General features: G+C 43.7%; 21 protein-coding genes and 1 tRNA gene. 7 read left to right on the top strand and 15 right to left on the bottom strand.

Going from position 1 to position 24,629, the window contains the following annotated elements:
• The first annotated feature begins 148 nt into the window (after positions 1 to 148).
• Positions 149 to 1,321 carry a thioredoxin family protein gene (locus tag CRP01_RS22610; RefSeq protein ID WP_099152389.1) on the top strand — a complete coding sequence of 391 codons (1,173 nt, stop codon included), beginning with the start codon at positions 149 to 151 and terminating at the stop codon, positions 1,319 to 1,321.
• Positions 1,322 to 1,399: 78 nt separating this feature from the next.
• Here the strand turns inward: CRP01_RS22610 and CRP01_RS22615 are convergent, their stop codons facing one another.
• Complete coding sequence (locus CRP01_RS22615) at positions 1,400 to 2,761, bottom strand: D-alanyl-D-alanine carboxypeptidase/D-alanyl-D-alanine-endopeptidase (protein ID WP_099152390.1); 1,362 nt, start codon at positions 2,759 to 2,761, stop codon at positions 1,400 to 1,402.
• Positions 2,762 to 2,790: 29 nt separating this feature from the next.
• Here CRP01_RS22615 and CRP01_RS22620 point away from each other — a divergent pair, with 29 nt between their 5' ends.
• Entirely contained in the window at positions 2,791 to 4,734 is a 1,944-nt protein-coding gene (locus tag CRP01_RS22620; protein ID WP_099152391.1) for a serine hydrolase domain-containing protein, read from the top strand.
• An 80-nt stretch (positions 4,735 to 4,814) separates the two neighbouring features.
• Here the strand turns inward: CRP01_RS22620 and dapA are convergent, their stop codons facing one another.
• From dapA to CRP01_RS22635, 3 genes are read right to left on the bottom strand one after another with little or no spacing between them, the layout of a single operon-like run.
• The gene (gene dapA, locus CRP01_RS22625; protein ID WP_099152392.1) at positions 4,815 to 5,726 is read right to left on the bottom strand and encodes a 4-hydroxy-tetrahydrodipicolinate synthase; all 912 of its coding nucleotides are present in this window, start codon (positions 5,724 to 5,726) and stop codon (positions 4,815 to 4,817) included.
• Entirely contained in the window at positions 5,695 to 6,255 is a 561-nt protein-coding gene (locus CRP01_RS22630; protein WP_143473499.1) for a DUF6913 domain-containing protein, read from the bottom strand. The genes dapA and CRP01_RS22630 overlap by 32 nt, the downstream gene beginning before the upstream one ends.
• Positions 6,256 to 6,273: 18 nt before the next feature.
• Entirely contained in the window at positions 6,274 to 7,263 is a 990-nt protein-coding gene (locus tag CRP01_RS22635) for an acetyl-CoA carboxylase carboxyltransferase subunit alpha (RefSeq protein ID WP_099152394.1), read from the bottom strand.
• A gap of 422 nt (positions 7,264 to 7,685) precedes the next feature.
• Here CRP01_RS22635 and CRP01_RS22640 point away from each other — a divergent pair.
• A tRNA-Asp gene (locus CRP01_RS22640) sits at positions 7,686 to 7,759 on the top strand.
• Positions 7,760 to 7,846: 87 nt separating this feature from the next.
• On the opposite strand, the gene CRP01_RS22645 is transcribed toward CRP01_RS22640, so the two are convergent.
• From CRP01_RS22645 to CRP01_RS22685, 9 genes are all read right to left on the bottom strand, one after another.
• The gene (locus CRP01_RS22645; RefSeq protein WP_222845794.1) at positions 7,847 to 8,104 is read right to left on the bottom strand and encodes a helix-turn-helix domain-containing protein; all 258 of its coding nucleotides are present in this window, start codon (positions 8,102 to 8,104) and stop codon (positions 7,847 to 7,849) included.
• 322 nt (positions 8,105 to 8,426) lie between these two features.
• Positions 8,427 to 9,239: a hypothetical protein gene (locus CRP01_RS22650; RefSeq protein WP_099152395.1), complete on the bottom strand. Its 813-nt coding sequence runs from the start codon at positions 9,237 to 9,239 to the stop codon at positions 8,427 to 8,429.
• Positions 9,240 to 9,304: 65 nt separating this feature from the next.
• The gene (locus tag CRP01_RS22655; RefSeq protein WP_099152396.1) at positions 9,305 to 10,288 is read right to left on the bottom strand and encodes a restriction endonuclease; all 984 of its coding nucleotides are present in this window, start codon (positions 10,286 to 10,288) and stop codon (positions 9,305 to 9,307) included.
• 77 nt (positions 10,289 to 10,365) lie between these two features.
• Entirely contained in the window at positions 10,366 to 11,082 is a 717-nt protein-coding gene (locus tag CRP01_RS22660; protein ID WP_099152397.1) for a M48 family metallopeptidase, read from the bottom strand.
• Positions 11,082 to 14,573 carry a type I restriction endonuclease subunit R gene (locus CRP01_RS22665; protein ID WP_222845795.1) on the bottom strand — a complete coding sequence of 1,164 codons (3,492 nt, stop codon included), beginning with the start codon at positions 14,571 to 14,573 and terminating at the stop codon, positions 11,082 to 11,084. Before CRP01_RS22665 ends, CRP01_RS22660 begins: the two co-directional genes overlap by 1 nt.
• Positions 14,570 to 14,977, bottom strand: coding sequence for a hypothetical protein (locus tag CRP01_RS41920; RefSeq protein WP_143473500.1), 408 nt, complete (start codon positions 14,975 to 14,977; stop codon positions 14,570 to 14,572). The genes CRP01_RS22665 and CRP01_RS41920 overlap by 4 nt, the downstream gene beginning before the upstream one ends.
• A 5-nt stretch (positions 14,978 to 14,982) precedes the next feature.
• Positions 14,983 to 16,260: a restriction endonuclease subunit S gene (locus CRP01_RS22675; RefSeq protein WP_099152399.1), complete on the bottom strand. Its 1,278-nt coding sequence runs from the start codon at positions 16,258 to 16,260 to the stop codon at positions 14,983 to 14,985.
• A complete protein-coding gene (locus tag CRP01_RS22680; protein WP_099152400.1) occupies positions 16,254 to 18,695 on the bottom strand; it encodes a type I restriction-modification system subunit M in 2,442 nt (813 codons plus the stop codon). The genes CRP01_RS22675 and CRP01_RS22680 overlap by 7 nt, the downstream gene beginning before the upstream one ends.
• A 100-nt stretch (positions 18,696 to 18,795) precedes the next feature.
• Positions 18,796 to 19,371, bottom strand: coding sequence for a recombinase family protein (locus tag CRP01_RS22685; protein WP_099152401.1), 576 nt, complete (start codon positions 19,369 to 19,371; stop codon positions 18,796 to 18,798).
• Between the two features lie 195 nt (positions 19,372 to 19,566).
• On the opposite strand from CRP01_RS22685, the gene CRP01_RS22690 reads away from it, so the two are divergent.
• Together CRP01_RS22690 and CRP01_RS22695 are read left to right on the top strand one after the other, a co-directional pair.
• Positions 19,567 to 20,517: a DUF3644 domain-containing protein gene (locus CRP01_RS22690; protein WP_222845796.1), complete on the top strand. Its 951-nt coding sequence runs from the start codon at positions 19,567 to 19,569 to the stop codon at positions 20,515 to 20,517.
• A gap of 89 nt (positions 20,518 to 20,606) precedes the next feature.
• Positions 20,607 to 21,659 (top strand): HEPN domain-containing protein, encoded by a 1,053-nt coding sequence (locus CRP01_RS22695; RefSeq protein WP_099152403.1) that lies wholly within the window; start codon positions 20,607 to 20,609, stop codon positions 21,657 to 21,659.
• Between the two features lie 42 nt (positions 21,660 to 21,701).
• Here CRP01_RS22695 and CRP01_RS22700 read toward each other — a convergent pair whose 3' ends face one another.
• On the bottom strand, positions 21,702 to 22,142 hold the full coding sequence (locus CRP01_RS22700; RefSeq protein WP_099152404.1) for a hypothetical protein: 441 nt from the start codon (positions 22,140 to 22,142) through the stop codon (positions 21,702 to 21,704).
• 157 nt (positions 22,143 to 22,299) lie between these two features.
• On the opposite strand from CRP01_RS22700, the gene CRP01_RS22705 reads away from it, so the two are divergent.
• Positions 22,300 to 22,968, top strand: coding sequence for a hypothetical protein (locus tag CRP01_RS22705; RefSeq protein ID WP_099152405.1), 669 nt, complete (start codon positions 22,300 to 22,302; stop codon positions 22,966 to 22,968).
• A 76-nt stretch (positions 22,969 to 23,044) separates the two neighbouring features.
• Entirely contained in the window at positions 23,045 to 23,458 is a 414-nt protein-coding gene (locus CRP01_RS22710) for a peptidoglycan-binding domain-containing protein (protein WP_099152406.1), read from the top strand.
• A gap of 11 nt (positions 23,459 to 23,469) precedes the next feature.
• Here CRP01_RS22710 and CRP01_RS22715 read toward each other — a convergent pair whose 3' ends face one another.
• Positions 23,470 to 24,618 carry a hypothetical protein gene (locus CRP01_RS22715; RefSeq protein WP_099152407.1) on the bottom strand — a complete coding sequence of 383 codons (1,149 nt, stop codon included), beginning with the start codon at positions 24,616 to 24,618 and terminating at the stop codon, positions 23,470 to 23,472.
• Between the last annotated feature and the right edge of the window lie 11 nt (positions 24,619 to 24,629).

Below are 24,629 nucleotides of genomic sequence, written 5' to 3' on the forward strand. Positions count from 1 at the left end.
CAGTCAGCCAACTGATACCGGCAGCTTCTGGTGCCCACTAAATTACGAGGATTCCCCCCGACTTCGATGCTACTTGTGGGATTTTGACTTTCTTATTGCCGTTCAAGTTGATGAGATTCCTTTATTTTTGTAAAAAAAGTAAAATAAGATGAAATACGGACTATTGTTCAGCCTACTCGTGTTGTTTGCCGGCCAGAGCCTGGCCCAGGGTATCGAATTTTTTAAAGGAAGTTGGGAAGAAGCCATTGCGAAAGCGGAAGCGGAGGATAAACTGATCTTCGTGGACGCCTACGCCTCCTGGTGTGGCCCCTGCAAACGCATGTCGGCCAACGTATTTCCCAACGAGCGGGTTGGCGAATTTTACAATAAGAACTTTGTTTGTCTGAAATGGGACATGGAGAAAGATGACCACGGGATCAAATTCCGTCAGAAATATCCGGTCAGTGCTTTCCCGACCCTGTATTACATCGATTTTACGGGCGAAGTCGTTCAGAATATCCGGGGCGCCCAGCAGGTAGATCAGTTTATCGAACAGGGACAAAACGCGCTGAAAAAAGTAGACCGCAGCGATCTGTACGCGGGTGATTACGAAAAGGGGGATCGCAGTCCGGCCCTGGTTTATAATTACGTAAAAGCTCTGAACAAAGTAGGTAAAAGCAGCCTGAAGATCACCAACGATTTTCTGCGCACCGATCCCGATCTGACCAAAGAAGAAAACCTGAAGATCATTTTTGAAGGAACGGTGGAAGCCGATTCCAAAATATTCGAAACCCTGATCGAGCACCGGGATCGCATCGAAAGCATTTTCGGAAAAAGCGACGTAGAAGCCCGGATCATCAATGCCTGTAAAAATACCGTCGATAAAGCGATCGAGTTTGACGTACCCGATCTGGTGGAGGAAGCCCAGAAACTGGCGAGCAAACACGCACCCAATCTGGGGGATGCCTTTACCTACAAGTCGGAAATGGAATACGCGCTGAAACGCCGGGATTCCAAAACCTATGTCAAAGCGGCCAAGGATTACCTGAAGAAAGTTGCCAGGGATGATGCAGATGCGCACGGCACGATCGCTACGATCATTGCCAATTCTTTCAGTCAGGATGACAAGGCGATGTCCGAAGCGGAAGATTTTGCCAAAAAGGCCGCCGAACTGGCCGATAGCTACGAATCCTACTACACCTACGCCGTGATCCTGAAGCAGAACGGCAAAACGGAAGCCGCCCTCGATGCCGCCAACGAATCGCTGGAGCGGGCTCGGAAAAAGGGAAGATCAGCCAGTCAACTGGTAGAGATCTTTATCCGGAAGCTCCAACAGGGATAAAAACCAAAAGACCTTGAGGAGGATTCATCAGCGTAAGCCCGAGCGGGGCTGCCTTTACCATCTCAAGGTCTTTTTTATTTACAGCTCAGCGTTGATCCACCGCAGGATAAGATCCATTTGCTCCTTGACCGCATTGGAACTCCCCGTAAAGTTGTTGTGCATAAAACTAAAGATCAGCGTTTTGCCGGAGCGCGTACGCACATAACCACTCAGGCAATGACGGTGCCGCAATGATCCCGTTTTGGCAAACACAAAGGGAGCACCGCCATCCGCAGGTCCGTACCAGTTTTGGATGGTCCCTTCTTTACCTCCAGCCGGAAACACTTCAAACAACCATTTTTCCGGCATTTTCTGATACAGTTGCTCCAAGACATAAACCACACTCCGGGGCGTAAATAAATTGTAGCGGGAGAGCCCCGATCCATCCACCCATTCGTAGCGATCCGGGGCCGCAGCGAGCAGGCTGTCCTGCGCGTAGGAGATCATCCGGCGGGTATTCATTTCCCCGAACAACTTATCAGAACACATCAGCAGCAATTGCTCAGCAATGAAATTATCGCTTTGCTGCATGAGTTTCCGGTAGAGGGTATCCGGACGCGGACTACTCAGGACGTTTGCAGTATTTTTGCTGAATTTCGGTAGGTAATAGACATTTCGGCTCAGCGTATCCTGTAATACGCCCAGTACCAACTGTGGTGTATAGTGGAATGGCACATACCGGCGGTAGGGCTTGCCGGTCAGAGCGGCCGCATTCAGACGAAAGCGATTCTGGTGTTCATCCCGAACGATCACTGCATTGTCGCTGCGGGGATACAATTCCGGATCCTCTTCTACGAATCGCTCAAAATATTTGGGCCAGACCTTCACCCGCTCCGTTTGCTTGTCCCGGATAAATTCTACAAAATTGCCGTATACCGGCAGGCCCACTTTTTCCGGCTGGTAATAATACGGGAAATCATCCCAGGCCCAGCCCGATCCGAAACGGCGGTCATTGAACGCAGCGTGGGTGAAAAATAGCGGCCCGTCGTGTGCCTGCAAAAAGGCCACGGCGTCCGTAGACATGGGTAATGTCGGATCGAGCAGTGCCGGATTACCGCTTCCCCAGAAGACCAGAGAGTCCTGCCGGCGTTCGTAGTGTAGTAGCGGGAAGGAATCGCCCAGCACTTCCAGCGCGGTGTAGAGCGTCAGGATCTTGGTATTGGAAGCCGGTGTGTAGTACAGATGGGCATCTTTCTGGTAGAGCCATTCTTTTTCCGCCGGATCGTACAGGGCAAAACCGGTGAAGCTTTTTTTGAACACCGGGTTTTCATCGACCAATTGATCCAGGCTGCGCCGTTCTTTAGATGTGAGTGATTTCGTACCTTGGCAGGCAGTTAGTAAAACGGCCGCTGAGATCAGCAGCCCGTAATATTTTAAAAAATCAGAAAACCGAGCAGACATAGCTTTTGGGTTGAAAATACGTAAGAAAGATGAATCGCTACCGCAAATTTTCCTGCTTGATCATTTTTTCCTGTTGCTGGGCATCCGGTCTTTGGTCCCAAAATTTCACACCGGACATTTTGGTCGATCAGTTCAGACTCGCTGAAAAGAACGTCGCCCTGCTGGAAAACCTGGACGAGACCATTCCGCTGAAAGACCTGGGTAATCTCCGCATTGCCTATCTGCCCATCGGTTTTGATACCCTGGAAGTGAAGGGACAGCCCTTCGTGGAAGGTCAGGCACTGCAGGAAGGACTGGAAAATTATACCCGCATCACGACGCTGATGCCCGAAAGTCGACTCTCCGAGAGCGACGCGCAGGCCTGGGTCGATCAACTGCCCCAACAATTCAACCTGGTGATCCTCGGCATCAAAAATTATACGCTTGGCGTGAATGAGCCCTCGCCCTGGGAGGAATATGAAAATGTGATCAAAACCATTAAGGCGAAGCTTCCCACTGTGGCAATTGTAGTGGGACGTCGTCAGTCCGGCCCGTGGCCGGACCTGCAGGGAGCCAAAGCCGTTCTTGCTATGTCCCATACCGGCCTGTTCCAGCAATCCGTAGCCGCCCAGATCGTATTCGGCGGATTGGGCGCCAGCGGGAAACTCCCGTTTACTGTCGACTATTTTTCGCAAGGAACCGGTTTTCAGACCAGAGGCGGCAAACGCTTCTCCTTTACCTTTCCGGAAATGGCGGGCATGAACGGGAAACTGCTGCAAGATAGCATACAAGCCATCGTCGAAGAAGGGATTCGAGAGGGCGCCTATCCCGGCGCTCAGGTACTGGTGGCCAAAGACGGTCAGGTGATCTACCACGAAACGTTCGGCACCCATACCTACGAAGGGAAGGAACCGGTGGAAAAAGATGACCTGTACGACTTTGCCTCCATTACAAAGGTAACCGGACCGCTACCGGCCCTGATGAAACTGCACGGCGAAGGCAAATTCAATCTGGACGCCCAGCTCAAGGACTATATCAAGATCCGCAAACGCTCCAACAAGGCCGAGCTCAGTTTCCGGCAGATGCTGGCCCACAACGCCCGTCTGAAGCCCTATATTCCGTACTGGATCGGTACGCTAAAGAGCAGCGCCCGTTATCCCTGGGAAGAAGGCTGGAATACCCAGGCCGTTAACGATGGTAATTTTCGCGGCCGCACCTTCCGTGCGGATTCCACCCGAAATTACAGTGTGCGCATTACCGACAACCTGTGGCTGCACCGCAAGTACCAGAAAAAAATGTATAAGGCGATCGACCGCTCGCCCCTGAACAAAGAGCCGGGCTATGTCTATTCCGGTCTACTGTTCTTTATGTTGCCGGACATGATCGCCGATCTGACCGGTTCGGATTACGAAACTTATCTAAAAAAAGAGATCTACGAGCCACTGGGGGCCTATACCCTAACCTACAACCCACTGCGCTATTTTCCAATGGATCGCATGGTACCGACGGAAAACGACGATTTTTTCCGCCACCTGCAGGTCCGGGGATCGGTACATGATGAGGGCGCCGCTATGATGGGCGGCGTATCCGGAAATGCCGGACTTTTCGGCTCCACACTGGATCTGGCCAAACTGATGCAGATGTACCTCAATTACGGCACCTACGGCGGAGAGCGGATCATTGCCGAAAGTACACTGCAGGAATTCACCCGTTGTCAGTATTGTGAGGAAGACAATCGCCGCGGCCTGGGCTTTGACAAGCCGCCGGTAGAGTATCCGGAGGAAGGTAGCTATATGGCCGAGTCCGCCAGCCCGAAAAGTTTCGGCCACACGGGTTTTACCGGTACTTTTACCTGGGCCGATCCCGAAAACGGCTTATTACTGGTCTTTATGTCCAATCGGGTATACCCCACCCGGGATCGCCGGATGTTGTACGATCTGAATATTCGTGCCCGGCTCCACCAGGTACTTTACGATAGTATTGTGGAAAAGTAAAATAGCGAATTGCTGATACAGAAAGCGGCGCGATTGGTTAACCAGTCGCGCCGCTTTCTGTATGATATATTCCCGATCTGTCAGGCCTTTCTGAATTCCGGGACCCGGTCCATAGCTGCCTTCAATTGCAGATAATTCGGATCGGAAAGCGATACCAGTGGTATCCGTACTTCCTTACTGCAAAGTCCGGCAATTTCCATGGCCGCCTTGATCCCCACCGGATTATTTTCGATGTACAGCCAGGGATGAACGTCGAGCAGATCGAAATTCAGCTGGCGGGCTCTGGCAAAATCACCGGCCAGCGCCGCACGGACCATTTCCGAAAAATGAGCGGGAAATACATTGGCGATCACCGAGATCACTCCATCCGCTCCCGCACCGATCATGGGCAGCGTCAGCGGATCCTCTCCGGATAATACCGTCAGGTGATCGGGACGCTCCTTCAGGATCTTGGTAGCCTGTACCAGATCACCGGAAGCTTCCTTCACCGCCACGAATTGCTCGCTGGCGCGGGCCAGTCGTAAAATGGTATTGGCGGTCACATTGCTCGCCGTTCTACCCGGTACATTGTAGATGATGATGGGTCGGGAAGAAGCTTCCGCCAGTTGCATATAGTGTCGGTAGATGCCTTCCTGCGGCGGCTTGCTGTAGGCCGGGCTACTGGACATAATGGCATCGACTCCGTCGAAGTTATACTCCCGGACGCTGTTGACCAGTTTCTCAGTATAATTACTGCCGAAATAACCGGCCACTACCGGCACGCGGCCATCGACCTGTTCGATCGTAAAATCCAGAATCTGTCGGCATTCCAGGGAGCTCAGCGTGATCGCCTCCCCGGTTGTACCCAGCGACACCACATAATCGACGCTACTATCAATCACAAAGTTGATAATTTCACCGAGTGCGGGATAATCAATAGCGTAATTGCGGAAAGGTGTAATCAGGGCCACCCCGGTACCACTAAACGGACGTAACTTTTTGTTCTTTGACATTTGTCTGCTTCAGTAACTGTTCAACCTGGCTAATAAAATGCGATAGTGGTTGTTTAGGGTCAGTATCGATCATCAGATCGAAACAATACGTATGTTCCGTGCAAGGGCCGACTTTCAGGTGAGCGTAAGCCAGCGCGGCAATGTATTCCATGTGGATGTCTACCTGAGGACGCAGGACGAATAGAAGGTCAAATTTTTGATCCAGGAATTTTTTCACTTCTTCTCCCTGGGGGATGCGGGTCCAGTCCAGCTCATTCTGGGTATAGAAGGGGAAGGTAAAGTTATCGCCTTCCATCTTGTTGTCAAAGTACCCGAGCAGTTTGACTTTTTTCGACCGCTTTTCCAAATTCTCGGCGAACTTCAGCACCGTATTGCGCTCTTTCAGCTCGGTGGCATCAAACAAAATGCCGACAGTAGCCGCTGTTTCCAGATTGACCGGCTGCCGGATGGCAGCCTGGGGCCTGGACTTCAGTTGTTTGTTCAACTTTCGCCGATGAAAGTAGAGACGTAAGTCGTTGAGGTTTCTCATAAGTATGCGATTGGAGGGTTATTGGTTTTCCTTTTCGGTCATCAGGGAATCTTCCTCTGCTGTACCATAAACACCCATCACGGCATACTTGTTGATTCTGGCCTCGATCCTATCTTCTACGGACATTTCCTGCAATTCGGAAATAGCCTTCTTGATCTGTCGTTTGAGTAGTTTGGCCATCTCCTCCGGAGCCGTGTGGGCGCCTCCCAGAGGTTCCTTGATGATGTCGTCGATCAGGCCGAATTCCAGCATGTGATCCGGGGTCAGCTTCAGCGCTTCCGCCGCCTGTTCTTTGTAGTCCCAGCTATGCCAGAGTATAGAAGAGCAGGATTCGGGAGAAATAACCGAGTACCAGGTATTCTCCATCATATAGACCCGGTCGCCCAGGCCGATACCGATAGCACCGCCCGATGCACCTTCACCGATCACCACACACACGATGGGTACTTTCAGCTGGGCCATTTCCAGCAGGTTGCGGGCGATCGCTTCCGCCTGTCCGCGCTCCTCGGCCTCGATGCCCGGATAGGCACCCGGCGTATCGATCAGACAAGCCACCGGGATATCGAACCGCTCGGCCATTTTCATCAGCCGCAGCGCCTTCCGGTAACCTTCCGGGTTGGCCATACCGAAGTTGCGGTACTGCCGCATCTTGGTATTCACCCCCTTCTGGTGACCGATGATCATTACCGTCTGCCCGTCCAGATTGGCCAGGCCGCCCACGATCGCCTTGTCGTCTTTGAAACAACGGTCGCCGTGCAATTCCACGAATTTGCGGGACATTTCCCGGATATAATACAGCGTGTAGGGTCGCTCCGGATGGCGGGAAAGCTGTACTTTCTGCCAGCCCGTCAGATTACTGTAGATCTCTTTACGCGTATTCTTGATCTTGTTCTCGAGCTCCTTTACCGTTTCGGAGACATCCACGATCCCTTCTTCCCCTACCTGCTTGAGTTTTTCAAGCTGCTCGTACAATTTCTCTAAAGGTTTCTCGAAATCCAAAAAGACCATAAGCATGGATTTTAACCAATCACTTCCCACGGGGCCCGTGATTGAATCACATTAAAGTTTGATTGATGGTTGGAACCGGTACTAACCGCCCGGCGGGCTTCCCTTTTCCAGAATCGTCCTGAACCTAAAACCATCTTCTACGTTTCATCTCCTCGCTAAGGCTCAGCATAGGCTGTGCAAAATTAGCAATAAGCAGGACTATCGTGGTGAGATGTAAAATTTTTTTTAATTTTTTTTCCCTACCTATTGCACGATTCAAAAATGCGTTTTACATTTGCACTCGCCAATCGAAGGATGGCACACAACAATAAACGTTCGACAGTTCAGTTGGTTAGAATATCCCGATTTTTTCGGGAGCGCCGCGGGCTCAAGTCCCGTTTAGCTTCTAATTGATCAGCCTAGAATGTTTGTTCAGAAATTTTGGTCCGGTAGTTCAGTTGGTTAGAATACATGCCTGTCACGCATGGGGTCGCGGGTTCGAGTCCCGTCCGGACCGCTGAAGCTTTGAAGATGCAGTTGTTAATCAATGAGTTATGAAAGCTGGTTGCACCCAGCAGTCATTTTAGCAGTCGTTTTCAAAGATTTATGCGAAATTATACAAGGTCTGAGTCTCACTCAGGCCTTTTCCTTTTTTTGTGCCATCCGTTATTAGATCCGCCGGCGCTACTTCAAGCAAACCGGCAACCTTCACCAAATCAGATAAATAAGGTTGATTTCGGTTGTTACACCAACCATTGACTGTGTTGTAGTTCAGTCCCATCTGATCTGCCAGCCAACTTTGTGACCGGCCCTGGCTTTTAAGAACGGCTTTGATGCAATTCAATCCTTTCTTGTCTGCCATATACTCATTTATTTTGGGTAAAAAAACTCAATTGTTTTGATAATTGCAAATTATCGAGGCAATTTTTATCTATGAAGGATCTGGAGTAGGAGTAAAGTTGCTGCTGAAAAGAAGAAATCTTACCAATGGAGTACTGAATTGTAAATCCATTGAAAACCAAATGTTTGTCAGGAATTTCGCTTTAGGAAAAAAGTTCTAGAGTTTTTTGGTGAAAATAAGTTGTGCATCTTGTGCACCTGGTCTAATAGCCTGATATGCTTTTAGTTAGAATGCACAAGATTAAGGTTTTGTAAATTGTTCGATCTTGTGCACGTTGTGCTGGTTACTCAAGGTCTAGGTAACCGTAATTCTTTTTGATAATCTCAAGCAAATCTACTTTATTGGTCAAGTCATTAATTTTCTCCCAGATCTCTTCTAATTTATCACCTTCAATTTTACCGCCAGTTTCCTTTTTTAATAGCTGATTTCTGACAAATCTAATTGAGTCATTGACACTTTTTCTTTTCATTAATTCCATAATATCATTGGCCACACTTTTAAGGATTGAAAGGTAGTTTTCTTCTTGACCTATACATCGTAACAAATGCTTAACACGGTAAAGGTCTTTAACTGCAAATTGGCTTGGTGGTGCATTTTCTAAATTATAATATTTTGCTTTCAGTTGAACACCTTCCTTAGTGTCATGCTCAGCAACTGGGATAAAATCTGATTCTCCTGGGGAAACGAAAATTGGGTAAGAACAATATCCTGCCATCAACGAGAACAGATCATAAATTGCACTAAGCCGATTAGAAGCATAGAATTGACATAGGTCATCATACAATTTTTTGGCTGTTGAAGGAAACCCACCATTGAAGATTTTAGAATCAAATCCAATAACTTGGCCACTTGGTATCCCTTCATCATTGGTATACGTTTCTATTCCCCTTGGCCTTGTGAAATCATCGGTATGCTTACAGATCAATGCCTGAAAAACAAGATGACTAGCTTCATGAAATGCAATTTCATTCAGCAATTCACCCTCAGTCAACTCTACTTTTCTAGGTTTATATGGCTCTTCAGTTAATCCATCTAAAGCTAAATTTAGTTTTCTCAAATCAAGCTTCTCGGGATTAGGGTCTTGTTCTTGGGGCATACGGTAGAATTTTTATTTCTCAAAAAGTGTCAGACAATCGAAGTAGATTATGCTAAAAATATGCTCTACAGAGGCCAATAAATCTTCTTCAACGGCACCAACGCCCTCGTCTCTGGATCAAAATTATCATAGTGCTGAATGATAAGACTAACCAGCATGTCAAGATCTACTAGAGTAGTTGGATTAATCGCTCGGTCAGCTTCATATCTGGCTTCTTTGGAAAATCCTCCAGTTGAAACATAGACACCTTTTTCATTCGCTCTCAATCCACCTAAAAAGCTTCTTACATCGCTCGATCCCATTGAAGCTTTTCGGTGCTTGACCTCCACCAAAATTTTAGGATCTTCTAATCCCAATCCATCAGGTGAAGCCATTATATCTTTCCCCCGATCTGAGCCTTTGGGAGTCATAATAGTTTTGTATCCCATGCCCCTTAAGACCCCAGCTACTAGTTCCTCCATATCCTCCCAACTTAGCTGAAATACTTGATCTTTGATAAACTCAAGGGCCTTTGCCTCCATGTCCTCTTTTATGACATCTAGCGTTTCTTCCTCTCTTTCAATTTCTTCCTCTTTGTCTACCGGTTTTCCTAATAGTTCTTTGACAGTAAGATCTTTGATTTGAAAGATGGAAAGGGTAGAGCCAAGGGAGTTCTTTGAAGTTGTTGACAAATCATCTCTAGGGACCTTTCTGAGCCATTCTACATCCCGGATATGATGGTATTCGATCAAATTGGAATCATACCGGTAATCTGAAGTTATTTTACCGACTGAGTAAATTCGTCCTGATGAATCATATGTGACAACGTGATCTCCTTCTTTGAAAACTCTCAGAAAACGATAGATCTGTCCCGCATTATTGTTGACTTGACCATCACTAGCCTCTGGATAAATCTCTCTAAATTTTGCTTTAAGCTGATCGAGATCTTCAATATTGTTTAAGCCCCCCAGGTCATTCCATCCAATCGCAACGATATTTTTGGAGAGGAAATCCTCAATTAACCGGCCACCTTCACCGGCTCTGACCATCCAGAAGTTATTCTTCTTCATTTGAGTTTTTTGATTTAATCAATTTCGGAATATCGATAAGTGGGGGAGGGCAGTACTTATTCTAGTTATCTTAAAAGTTAATAATCCCAATCTGCATGACTTACAGGCAATCGATTAAGCTCATCCTTAAATTGCTTCCAGTTCGGCAAATACTGATCCATGTAAGCCCTAAACCTCTCATTATGATGTCTTTCCAGTAAGTGCACCATTTCGTGGACCAAAATGTATTCCAGGCATTGGAATGGCTTCTTTGCAAGTTCCAGATTTAACCAGATCCGTTTCTTGTCAATGTTGCAAGAGCCCCATTTGGTCTTCATTTGCTTGATCCCCAAAAAGTCAATGGTCACTCCGATCTTTTGTTCCCAACGGTTGACCATTTCGGGAAGCACTTTTTTAAGTTCGGATCGATACCATTTGTCGATCACTTTTTTAATGTATGTAGCATCAGCGCTTGGCTTTACGTAGACATCTAGATAAGTCTTGCTTGTTAAGTCAACCCTTCCTGGACCATTGGTTTCCTTGATCCTCAGCAAATATCTTTCTCCCTGAAAATAGTGACTTTCTCTTTCTTTGTATTCCCGGGGAGTAATGCGTTCCTGGTCTTCAAAATTCCGTTGATGCCGTTTAATCCATGCCAGTTTAGAAATAGCAAACAAGCGGATCGCATCATCATTGATCCGTAATGGGGCCGCTATACGAACCCGACCGGTTGGGGGGTAAACGGCGAGGTGCATGTTCTTAATATCCTTCCGGACAACATCCACTGTAATGTCGCCTATTGTGAGTTGATTCATTAATAATCAGACTGTTTCTTGACAATCTCAAAGATCCTGTCGATCTCATCCGGTGTTACCGTTCCTTTTTCTTTCAGTTTTTCTTCTATGACCAATTTGACTTCCTTCTGTTTGAATCGATTATCCCGCCAGGCATCTTTTTTGGTGTACCGGATGGCCTCATCCAGTGAATTGGCTAAGAACTCATCCTTTCCCAGGTTATCATATAATGCTCTTTTAGCATTAGTATCAATTGATGAAGGATAGGCGGAAGATGTACTTGGTTTCTTGACTTTCTTTGTTAACTCAACGATCTCGTCCAGGTATCTTTCGTATTCTGCTGTTTTCTCTTTTCTGAGTTTAATGAGTTCATCCAGTAAAATACTCATTTTCTCATAGTACATCGGGTTGGTGGGGCTTTCCTCAATGATGACTTTTCGAAGGTTATTTTCAATAGTTTCCGACATTGCGTCTCGGTCATTTCGGAGCCGGGGTGGAAGACTTTCAAGCCCGTCTTTGCCTTTTTCAACAATGAGTTCTACCAAACTTAGGTCATCAAAGCTAGAAAGCATTCGGCTTTCCTCAGCCCCAATGTAAGCATCTATCAAATGCCGCATAGCGGGCTCGTATTGCTTTAGGTCGATGTAATCTCCGCTAGCAATTTGAATCTCCTTCCGTAGGTTTTCGTAGTACTTCACTTCTTCCTTGATACGTTGGGCTGTAGCTTCGGGATATCCCACTTCTTCCATTTCATCGGCAATATTGGCGTAAGCGCGGATCAAGGAAACGACCGCTTTATATAGAGCCACTCTTCTTGGCTCAGTATCTTTCAACGCATCTGGATTCTCAGGATCGCCCACAAAATAATGCTGGAACTGGATCTGCCCTTTGGGAGGCTCTACTGGTTCTACAAGAGCGCGCAAAATTTCCAATGCATCGTCTAATCGTTCTTTTCCTTTCTTCAGCCGGTTTTCCAATAACCCGGCAACATCTGCTGCATCATAGGCGTCGAAGGCCTCAGAAGTGTAGTCCTTAATGGATCTATTCAGGCTTTTAAATAGGTCTTTATAGTCGATGATATAGCCGTATTCTTTATCATCCTCGTCTAAACGATTTACCCGGCAAATTGCCTGGAATAAGCCGTGGTCTTTCATACTTTTATCAATGTAAAGATAGGTGGCAGAAGGTGCATCGAAACCAGTGAGAAGCTTATCCACTACAATAAGTAGTTTCATTTGAGCCGGTTCGTCTACAAATTTCTTTTTAACCTCCGTTTCAAACGTTGCCACATCTTTACCATTTAACATTTTTTGGTAAATGTCATATTTGAGCATCTTTTCGGTCAACCCTTCACCGGTCTCTTCTCCTTTTATATCGGATGTAGACGGGGTATAGGACGTGATTATAGCTGAATTTTTCAAACCAGCATTCTGGAATAACTCGTAATAACGACAGGCATTGTAGACACTTTCGGAAACTAATAATGCATTTCCACGCCCATTCTGCAAACGTTCCTTGGTTTCCATATCGAGCATAACATCCGCTACAATTTTTTCCAGTCGGGATCTAGAGCTAAATACTTTCTTCAGCGTGCCCCATTTTTGTTTTAGCTCCGTCTTAGCAAGATCAGTCAAGCCTCTGGTTTTTGCATCGAACCACTGGTCGATCTTATCCATGCTAGTGATCTTCTGCTCTATATCTCTGGCTTCGTAACGAAGATCGAGCACAACCTTATCGGAAACTGCCTCGTCAAATTTGTAGGTGTGAATGTATTTCCCGAATACTTCCAGGCTGGTCTGTTTATCTCTTTTGAGCAGTGGCGTTCCTGTAAAGCCAATAAACAAGGCATTGGGCAACAATGCTTTCATGCCTTCATGCAATTTACCACTCTGCGTGCGATGACATTCATCTACAAAAACATAGAGATCACCTTTTGCAGTAAAGTCGGTGGGTAAACTGCGCCGAAGACTTTGCACGTAGTTGTTTACATCGGTTTCATTGATCTCTTCCTTATCTCCAAATTTGTGCACCAGGGAGCAAAGCAGCCAGGGCCTGTTGGCATTGAGCTTTGATATCAGATCTCGGCCGCTCCGGGTTCGGTAAATCTGTTCGTTTACACCTTTGAAAACTTTTTCTATCTGCTCGTCTAGTTCTGTCCGATCGGTAATGATCAGTACACGGGCATTCTCCACGTTTTCACGAATCCACTTTGTAAGCCATACCATCGTCAGGGATTTGCCACTTCCCTGAGTATGCCAGATAATGCCCCCTTCCCGTTTTCTGATGTGTTCCTGAGCGGCCCTGATACCAAAGTATTGATTCGGTCGAGCCAGCTTTTTGATACCCCGGTCGTACACGACAAAATCGTGTAATAGCTCAATGAATCGCTTTTTGTTTAGCATCTCGATAATGGACTTATCGAGCCGATGCTCTACCTTTGCTGCCTGATCTCGGATCGGTTTGGTCAGTTGCAGCAAATAATGATCATTAGGATTTCGTTCTTCATTAACTTCCTTCCACTTGAGATAATATTTCTCCTTAGTTTCGATGGCTCCATAAGCAATGCCTTCGTGATCATTACCCGCCATAATGAATTGCAGCGTAGCAAAGAAAGATTTAATAAAAAGATGCTTTTGATTATCCAGGTTTTGACGGATGCCTTCGGAAACGGATACCGTACTTCGCTTGAGTTCAAGGACGCCCAGGGCAATACCATTCACATACAGGACAATGTCAGGGCGTTTGTTATGGACACCCTTGATACTCACTTCTTCCGCAATGGCAAAGTCGTTGTTCATAGGATTTTGCCAATCGATCAACCAGACTGTGACTTTATTTTGCCCGATTTCAGGCTGCACATTCACGCCATAGCGCAGCAATGTATAAACTTCCTTATTGATGTCGTACAGGGTCTTACTCTGGTCGGCAGCGACTTTATTAAGCTTGTAAAGAGCCTTACTAATTAAATTACCATTGTAATTTTTTCTTAGATATTGGACTAAAATGTGTTCTTCAATATTGCTATTGCCTTCCCGCTCTTCCCAGTTGCCAAGATAACGGTAGTCCAGGATCTCCTGAAACAAGGTGACAACCCTGTTTTGAGTGGCTCGTTCCAGTTGTCCTACTTTTGAGCTGGCGGAACTTTGCAGGCGCTCCACGATGTTTCTTTTCACCTCGGTAACCAGCAAAGTATCCGGGGGGTGCAGGATCAGACCAGGAGCAGGCATTATGGATTCATCGACCGGACCGGTATAATTGGTTGCTTCCAGGGTTTTGGAATCAGTATAAGTTGCCAGCAGAAAATGAGTAATATTGGATTGAAAGATGGTGCGTAGATCAGTTTCCCCGTTGAGGAAAGCTGCAGTTCGCTCTGCATCGGTCTTTAAACCAATGTATTCTTCCGTGTCTTCGTCAAGTAAAACAAACAGGTAGTTGTACTGCCGGGCATCTATGCAGCTCAGCAGGGTAGGGATCTCGTAATAATAAAGTTCCTTAACAACCTGTAGTTTCATGGTTTTACTTTTTGGACGTTGACCAAACGGAAATCGAAATTCCGGGAACGCCACCAAGAGTAATGCCCTTCACGAGCAGTCTGTTTGAGCATCCCATCCGTTTGCGTTAAAACCAAGGTAGCAACTAGCCTTTCTTTTTTTCTCCCTGCAGGAGTCCGGATAAAGGCATTAAATAGACCTTCGATGCTATTGAAGGTGGAAACCGCTCGAGCAATACATTCATCTGAGAATTCTCTAGTAGGATACTTTTTTCGGTGTGACACAAAGCAATCTGAAGTAGCTGGATTGTGTTTAACAATCCGATAAAATGCCTGTTCACCGTCTGGATGAATCGAATCTTCATGTGGGCAAATACAGCCCTCTATTACCAGATCTTCAAAATAACTGAGATTTTGAGCACTCATACTTATTATATTAAGCGTTTTTTACCGGTTAATAATTCCTGCATCATACCGGTTTTGAGCATTTTGTATTTGGATAGTTGGGTTTCTATTTGTTCGATTTCTTCATCCATGGCCCATAGAGTATTAGAAACGAATTCTTGTTCTTCTGGACTTGGTAAATACATTTGGTAGTCTCCAACTGCTTCTTGAGAAATTCCAAAAAATGTTGTCCCCGTTTTTCGTAATTCAATGAAATCTTTGAACAATTTCGAATCTAATTGATAGTATAGAAATTTCGGATTATAGCTTCCATTTAATGGTCTGAAAACCAGTAGATGGCTGTTTAGAGTAGCTTTATGAGGATAAGGAATTTCAGAAACATATAGTAACTTGCCTATAGTACCGTCTTTGGTCATCAACACATCATCTTCTTTTAATTGTATTTCCTTTGCAATCTCATATCTATCTTCTGGCACATGATAAACTTCACTCCACCGAATCGCCCCATCTTTAAAATTCATTCCTGTTATTAAGAATGGCTGATCAGGATTCATAGTGAATTCAGCCTGTTTGAGGCCTTGCCATCCTATCCTTCCTTTCATATATGAAACTTCTTTTAATGCTTTAGAATCCCACCCTTCCTTCGGCCTCAACAACTCCTGTATGGCCCCTTGCTTGATATTCCGTTTTTTTACAAGTAACTTTTCCAATCTTTCTATCAAGGCATCTATATCACTCAGGGCGATGGCAATGGCAGTTTGTTCGGCCTTGTTAGGAGGGAGAGGGATTAGGTATTTACTTACAGATTCCTGGGAAATGCCAAAAAATGTAGTTCCAGATTTATATAATTCTATGTGATTCTTAAAATATGAAGATGATAAATTGTAATAAAGATAAAGAGGATAGTAACTATTGTTTAATGGCCTGAATACAAGTAGGTGGCTATTTAAAGTAGCTTTGTAAGGGTAAGGAATATTTTTTATATAAAGTAACTTGCCGATTGTTCCATCTTTCGTCATCAGGACATCTCCAACTTTTAGTTGGATTTCCTTTGCAATCTGGTAACGCTCAAATGGAACATGATATACTTCATCCCATTTTATTTCACCATCTTTGAAGTTCATTCCAGTTATCAAAAATGGGTCATCAGGGTGCATTGTGAATTCTGCTTGCTTTAATCCTTGCCATCCTATCCTTCCTTTCATAAATGAAATATCTCCAAATACTTTTAGTTCCCAGTCTTTGGGAATTAACCCCAATTCAGTTTGCTGAAAACCTTCAACTATTTTCACTTCTTCTACCATTTGTAATTCATTTGTCTTAGGTGAAGTTCAACTTTTGTAGCCAATTCAGCTACCTCCTTGGTTAGTTTGGGCATGGGAGTTTCGTAGCGTCCTCCCAGTTCCTTGATTCGCTCGGTTAATCGGTGGCTAATTCCATCTATTTTCGCTTTGATACGACTTTCCACAACGGCTATCCATTTTTTATCTACCATCAGCATTTTTATCTCTGCAATACTCAGCTTTGGATACTGCTCTATGACTTTTACCTCCAGCGCTGCCAAAGAGCTCTTAATCTCGGTTTTGATTTTGCTCTCTTTGGCCAAAAGCTTTTCATAATGCTTGAGCACGTCAAATTCTTCGGCATTTTCTACATTCCTTTTTCCAAGCTCCTTTTGGCGGCTCTTTAGAGTTCCCTTAGTGATATTCCCTTTATCATTCAGTGCTTCGGTTAGTAATCCATCTTCACCGCCATGTTCCTCCCGAAATTCATCCATTTCATCTATAGTGCTGTCTAAATCACTTTGAAGAGCATCAATTGTTGCTTGATGAGTAGCTAAGTATTCCTGAATAATTAAGGAAGGGGGAATCAACTGTCCTTCCAGCCCTTCAATGCCTGCAATCTGTTTTTCAACTTCTTTACCGTTCTTTTTGCTTTTTTTTACTAGCCGGGTAACCACATTACCTGCTTTCCAACCATCTGCCGACAATTCGTACAGATCATCTTGCATAGTTTCTGCCCAATAATCCATCAGGTATTGATAGATGGCATATTTATCCACCAGGTCTTTACCATGATAAGTTTGCAGCAGTTCTTCCGCTATTTTATGAATGACCTCTTTGGGATAGCAACCTTCTTCTAGACTTTTCAGATAAGCGGTGTTTTTGTTTTTCCAAGAATCAAAAACAGTTTTCATGACCTCAGAATAAGCCAAGAACTCGGGGTGTTTGAAAATGACATTTTTAATATCCTCATTTCCTATGTTTAGATCCCAGTAGCCAGGCCGGCCGGCTTTGAAAAGATGATTTTTAAGTGTTGGATAAATTTTCCAGTAATGGTTCATGGCCTCTAAATCTCTATTGGGAATACCGCCATTCAAATGAGCGTCAATATCCTGAACGTCTTCCTCCTCTTTACTGTCAATATATCTGGGAATATTCAGGTTGTAGCCGTTCTTGGGATCCGATATTTCAGCCAAAGGTACCATCCTACTGTATTTGGCAATTTCCAGTTGCTTGTTGAAGACATCTACAATTTTATGTAAGTCCTGGGATCGCAAACGGTTTTTATTGCCGTCTTTTATGTAGCCCTTACTTGCATCAATCATAAAAATGCCCTTGCGGTGGTATGCATCTTCTTTATCTAGCACGAGGATGGCCGCAGCTATTCCAGTACCGTAAAACAGATTGGCAGGTAACCCAATAATTCCTTTGATATAGCCTCGTTGAATAATTTTCTTACGGATTTCGGCTTCTGTATTTGCTCTGAACAATACCCCTAAAGGAAGAATAATTGCACCTTTGCCTTTGCTTTTCAGGGACTTAATTAAATGCAATAGAAAGGCATAATCGCCATTTTTCTGGGGAGGAATTTCATAGCCATCAAAGCGTTTGTATATGTCATTAGCGGCGTCCAGTCCATTCGTCCAATTCTTATTACTGAAAGGCGGATTAGCAACCGCATAATCAAAAGTTTTTAAGAAACCTGTAGTATCATCTTTAAAAAGCGGATTGGCTAAAGTGTTTCCCTGTACAATTTCTGATGCAGGATTTCCGTGTAACCACATATTCATGACGGCCAGGGCGCGAGTAGCGTTATCATTCTCCTGGCCATAGATGGAAATACCATGCGGTGCCTCATCTGCCGCTTTTAGCAAGAGAGAACCTGAACCACAAGTGGGGTCATAAATGCTTTCCGATTGGCTTTTTGATTTTTCAATGCCAATTACCTTGGCCATTACTCGAGAAACTTCGGCAGGAGTATAGAATTGTCCTTTGCTTTTTCCACTTTCGGTAGCGAAGTGACGCATCAAGTATTCATAAGCGTCACCAAGGATGTCGTCATTTTCTGCCCGGTTGCTGCTGAAGTCCAGGTTTTCGTTTTCAAAGATTTCGATCAAATTACTTAGTCGATCAACTTTGTCTTTCCCTTTCCCTAGTTTCTCATCGTCATTAAAATCGGCAACTGTAATAATTCCATTCAGATCATTAGCTTTGGCGAGTGCAGCGATGATTTTGTTGATCTTATCTCCAATATCAGACTGACCTTTGAGCTTGACCATATCACTAAAGCTTCCGCCTTCTGGAATGTCCACCAGTTTATCGCCTTTATCCGACACATATTTCATGAACAGCAATACTAGTACATAGTCTTTGTACTGGCTAGCATCCATACTGCCGCGTAATTCGTCACAGCTTTTCCATAAGGAACTGTAGAGTTCCGATTTTTTTATTGCCATCTAGATGGGTTTATTTTTGCCGACAATTTAATTCTTTTTAAGAACATTGAATTTTGGCGTCTGGATAGTTCTTAAAAGTTTAGTGAGAGTGAGTTCGAGATTATTTTAGCTTAACATTTCTATAGCGGAGATAATTGTAAAGTGTGCTTCTCGCAATATTCAAATGCTTACAAATTTCAGTAACGCTTTTGTCTCCTTTCGTATAAAGCGTTTCGGCAACCATAGCCTTATCCTGCGCTTCTTTGGACAGTCCTTTCGGCCGGCCACCTGCCCGGCCACGTGCTCTGGCCGCTTCCAATCCTGGTTTGGTTCGTTCTCTGATAATGTCTTTTTCAAACTCCGCCAGGGATGCAAACAAGTGAAAGATCAATTTCCCTTGCGGGGTCGTGGTATCTATGGCATCATTCAAAGACTTTAATCCGGCTCCCTTTTTCTGGATCTCATTAACCAGGTTGATTAGATCCCGGAGGGATTTTCCCATTCGATCCAATTTCCAAATTATGATGATATCACCCACTCTAAGTTGCTCGATCATTCTTTGGAGTTCCGGTCGTGCAGCTTTTGCGCCGCTGATTTTTTCTTGGTAGATCTTCTCGCAACCTTCTTTTTTGAGAGCATCCAGTTGCAAAGACAAATTTTGTTCTTTGGTGCTGGACCTGACGTATCCGATTTTCATGAGTGCTTGCTAAAAGGATTATGGCCGCGTAGCGCCATGCATAGTTAAGAAAACTAGTTAAGTGTACGAAACTTTTGGAAAAAAGTTCCGTAAATTATTGAATAAGAATTTATTTGAAAGAACGTAGTTTGTTTTGGATTAGGTTGATCTAATTTGGTAAGTAATATGGCGAAAAGAAAACGGAGAGTTAAGTCTGTGAAGTCAGAACTTATTACTAAATCTAGGGAAGCTATGCTTTCTGCAGTACAAATTTTTAATAACCCTAATATCCTTTTTAAATCGGAGAGCTTTATAGTGCTTTCCAATATTGCGTGGATGTATTTACTTCATGCTTATTATCGCACAAATGATATTGACTACCGATATTATAAACTTGTGAATACTCGAAAGCGATATGATAAGACCAAAAGAGGCGCATATAAGTATTGGGAATTAGAGCGATGCATAAATGAGGACAAATGCCCGATTGATAAGGTTACTACTTCTAATCTGAGATTTTTAATAGGGCTTAGACATGAAATTGAACATCAGATGACCACTAGAATTGATGATTATTTGAGTGCTAGGTTTCAATCATGCTGTCTAAATTTTAACCACTATATCAAGAAGCTTTTCGGAGAAAAATATGCTATAGACAAGCACCTTTCAATATCTCTTCAATTTTCAACCCTGAATGAAGAACAGACTGATCAACTTAAGGAGTTTACAGATCTACCAAAAAACATTGCAACTTATATAAATGACTTCGATGAAGAATTAACCCATGAAATGTACAATGATATTCGATTTTCATACAGGGTTTTATATGTTCCCAAATCCGCTAACCGTAAAGGTCAAGCCGATAAGGTTATCGAATTTATTCCTGCAAATTCCCCAGAGGCAAAAGGGTTAAATAAGGAATATGTTCTGATTAAAGAAAAGGAAAAGAAAAAGCATCTACCTTCGAAGATCGTCGAGAGAATGCGCGAAAAAGGTTTTACGGAATTCAAGATGCATCATCATACGGAACTTTGGAAAGAGAAGGATGCTAAAAACCCTGATAAGCACTTAGGGGTAACGGTCGAAGGTGCTTGGTACTGGTACGATAATTGGGTTGGAATAGTTGAAGAACATTGTAAAAAAAATGATGCTAAATATAAGGAATAGCATCTTCATAAGTTGAAACTATAAGCTCTACTTGAATAAAATAGTCAGCCTTATCTTTCGCGGAATTCACTTCATCAAATCTACTGTTTATGTTCTATCAATATCCGGTATTAACCAAAACTCCCTATAGAGAAGCCTTCGTGTATAGAGATGTTTTCCAAATATTTCCTGATGAGGACTTCAATGAAGAAATAGAACTTGGCGATTATCATCACATGAGTTTACTTGAAGTTGACTTGGGCAAATTTTATGAACTATTCCAAAGTTATTTGGATATAGGAGAGGTCCTCAAAAGAGCAGAAAACCTGCGTGACTCAGGTATTGAGACAATAAATTTAGAACAAGCTGCTCCCTTGATAATGGAAGACCATTTTGTTCTTTTGCCTAAATATTTGATAACTAAGCTATTGACTGTTTTTACCAATTTCCACCATTTCGACTATTCAGGGGAAAATGAAGACGGATGGTTTAGAATCCTGCCCCCAAATGGGGAGAAAATTCAATGGGGAAAGAAATGGCTTCCCAGAAATAGAAAAGAAATAACAGCCTTTTCAGAAAGTCCAAGAAAGGGGATTGAAAAAGTTAGCTTTGATGACTATTCGAAAAGGGTCAGCGATATTGGGGATAAAATAAACTACCCTCTGGATATAGAGAGAAGGTTTGATGCGTATTTTGAGTTAGACAAAGAATCCCAAGACGTCTTTAACGATTCTGTGGTATTTTTCAACCAGGCCATTAATATACAGGATGACCTTAGTTCCCTGGCAATAGTGTCATTGGTTACATCTATAGAGGGTCTTGTTAATTTAAAATTTAAAGACTTTGCTGTGGAAACTTGTGATTGTTGTGGGCAGAATAGGTACAGGACTACTAGAAAGTTTAATGACTTTGTAAAAGAAAACTCCATCGGATTCTATTCAAAGAGTAAAATCCGAAAGATGATCGGCGATATTTACGCCAGAAGATCATCAATTGTGCATACAGGAAAACTATTTGCACATGAAAGGGGAAAACCTATTTGGGAGAAAGGTATTTTTCAAAATCGAATAGTTCTTATCGGAGCATTAGGTCTTGTTCGATATATTTTAAATTATTGGATTTTGAATAATCCAACGGATAAAACAACCAAAGCTCCGGAGTAGTAAGCGCTTAAGTGCGGCTTGGTTCATCTTTTAGTCAGCGCCCTAGCTGCTTTTATGGCCTACGATTTCGTGTATAGAAAAACCACTCTCCACTACGAAATCAAAAAATCCAATCTCCACCATCAACTGGAGGCGCTGGTCAGAAGAGTAGTTCTCTTGGATAAATGCATACGCCTTCCGGAACCAGGTCAAAGCCTCCTCCCGCATCGCTTTTTCCGCATAGATCATGCCGATCTCCATGAGCGTCACCGCGCAGGTATAAGGATCCCTTTCAGCTGGGAAATTTTCTACCAGGATGGATTTGTAGTAAAGCGCACCGTCCAGATCTTCCGAATAGCCTTCGTGGGCATAGAGGTATCGGGATAGTTCAAAGACAGCATTGATATCGCCGGTCTGGGCTTGTTGCCAGTAAGGGCGAAGTCTCGAATCGATGATGGTCGGTTGAGCACCCAGGGTTTGGGTATTTGCAAATTGGTATGTCATACTTTTTACTCCTTTTTTGGTTTTTTGCCCACCTCCGCTCTCTGGAAACCAAAAAAGAGGGAAAAGGCGGGAATTTGGAAAATCAGCCTACCGGCTGCTCTACCAGCATAGCATAGAATGATTAATTTTTGGTTAACATCAACCAAAAATTTCGATCATGGCAAAAAAAGGTAATAGTTCATACTGGCGGAATCGGGTGCAACAGGCCCGATATAATCCGGAACGGTTTAGAGGTCAGGTAAAATCGAGAGGAGAAACTAAAGCTCCTGAAAAAACTAAAACGGAAGCGGGTAGCTGGAGTAAAAAGGTGAAAGCGCAGGGAATGACCAGGTCGCAAAGTTGGGCGGCAAAGGTGCAGCAAGGAAAGATTTCCGGCCGGCGTCCGTCATTGTCCACTATGAAAAACAGGATTCAGCGATCGAAAAAGAAAGCTGAAAGGCAAGGCCGGGCGATTTTTTCTCGGTCCGTTCCTGTCGGCCTAAAGGACAAGACCAGGGCAATGGCTACTTGGAAGAAGAAAAGATCTGGTCTTACCCAGCCGGGAAAGCGGCCGCTTACAAAGGATACCCAGAAAAGTGTCCAGGCTCGTGGGCAAAACTTCACTAAACGGCCACAACCCAAACTCCAAAAGAAAGCCGCTCCGTCGATAGGAGCATCCAAGTTGAAAGCGATGGTGAGTAAGTCCCAAACACCAAAAGCGCCGCAAAAGTCAGTATCTCCACCTTCCAAGGGGGCAGCTATGCTGAAGCAGACGGCTACTAAAATTGTACGGCAGTCGAAGTCGGTGAAAAAGGTGAAAGCACCGGTGATCCGGAGGGGCCGGTAAAAATGAATTTTTGTTTACCTTTTTTTAATCTTTTTGTGGTATCCTATGATTGTCAATCAACTTAAAGGAGACGACAATGTTTTCACAAACCAAATTACAACGGCAGCATCAATCCTACAATTCCACCCAAGATGAAAAGGTATTAGATAGCAATGAAATAAGTACTTTTGATAAAGCTTATGTTTTAGGCTTGATGGATAAATCTACAAGACAAAAACTGTTTCAGGAGTCACTAGATGGCGCACTCACTCCTTTTCAACTAGAGCAGATAAAAGATGTTCAACGAGGGCTTAAGAAGGACGGGAAATACGAAGGCATAATTGATGGGAAATTTGGCCCCGAATCTACCCATGCATTAAAAGAAATGATCTTTGAAAATGAAGGCTTTCGAGAAGCTCGAGAGCTGATAGAAAATCTTGATCTTCAAGAAAATGATTTAGAAAATAGCCTTCCTCGTGGGGGTGGAAAACCTTTTTCACGAGGGTTTTAAGGTTCATTGATCTATTGCCCTATGTTAATATTTTTAATGGTTTCCGGGGCAATAGATCCAACTACAGTCCCATCATTATAAGTAACCTGTCGTAAATTGATGGTTTTTGCTCTGGAATTTTCGAAGTAGATACAGACGATCCAATTGTCATTCTTGTCTTCTGCATTAAATCGTAATTGTCGTTTTTGAATTATAGAACCTTCACCAAGCTTCCAATTCGGTTCATAAAGCAAAGTCTGATATCCTTTTCCTTCAACTTGAGTTGCTTCTTGTCCCCGAACTAAGAATCTCGTGATTCGTTTCCTTTCCGGCCCCTGGTATTCAAAACTTATCTTTTCAGTTTCTTCGAATACCGATTTATACTCTACTTGAGATCCGATTAGTTCCTTATGCTCTCTTTGAAATAATTGCAGAATGGTAGCAGACGATGGGAAACCAAATATGTCATGTTCACGGATCTCTTCGCTTATCAAAGTACCATTTTTATCATAAATTGATACTTTGTAATTTTTCCCACCCAGCGATGTAATAGTATGCCGTACTTCCAAGCCATCTTTTTTGAACATAGAATACTCCTTAATCTCATTTCCATTCTCGTAGCTATATAAGTGAGCTTCCGAATTTGGACCTTCAATTTTGTTAAGTCTTTGCTGATCGTCAAAATAGTATCTGTACTCCTGAGTCTTATTTGACTGTCTAATTTTCACTGTTAAAATGGAGTCATTGGAGAATTCGCTTATTAAATATTTATTGATAACTTCATACCCTTCCGCTACTTCCCTTACATTGTATCCGACCTCCTCAACTTTTTTCCACTTCCCATAAATAGCTACTCTCCAATAGTACGGATTGTATATTTTGGTAAATTGATCATTTCGATAATGTATATAGTCATGCCAATAGTCTGGATTATTGTAATAAGCTTGTGAAGCCTGCGAATTGATAGATGGAATGGAAAAAGAATGGCTGGAAAAGAAAGTAAAATATCCGATAACGACAAGTGCAGCTATAGCTGCAATAATCAAAACCGTCCTAATTATTTTAGTACTCCTAGATCCATTCCTTACTGTCAGCAAATTCTTAAAAAGTTCCCAAAAATTTGCAATGAAAATAGACAGAATCAAAAAAGCAGCAATTCCAATGATCAGGGTATTTGACATTATTCTAGGTT

The organism is Flavilitoribacter nigricans DSM 23189 = NBRC 102662 (assembly GCF_002646595.1).
Classification (GTDB): domain Bacteria; phylum Bacteroidota; class Bacteroidia; order Chitinophagales; family Saprospiraceae; genus Flavilitoribacter; species Flavilitoribacter nigricans.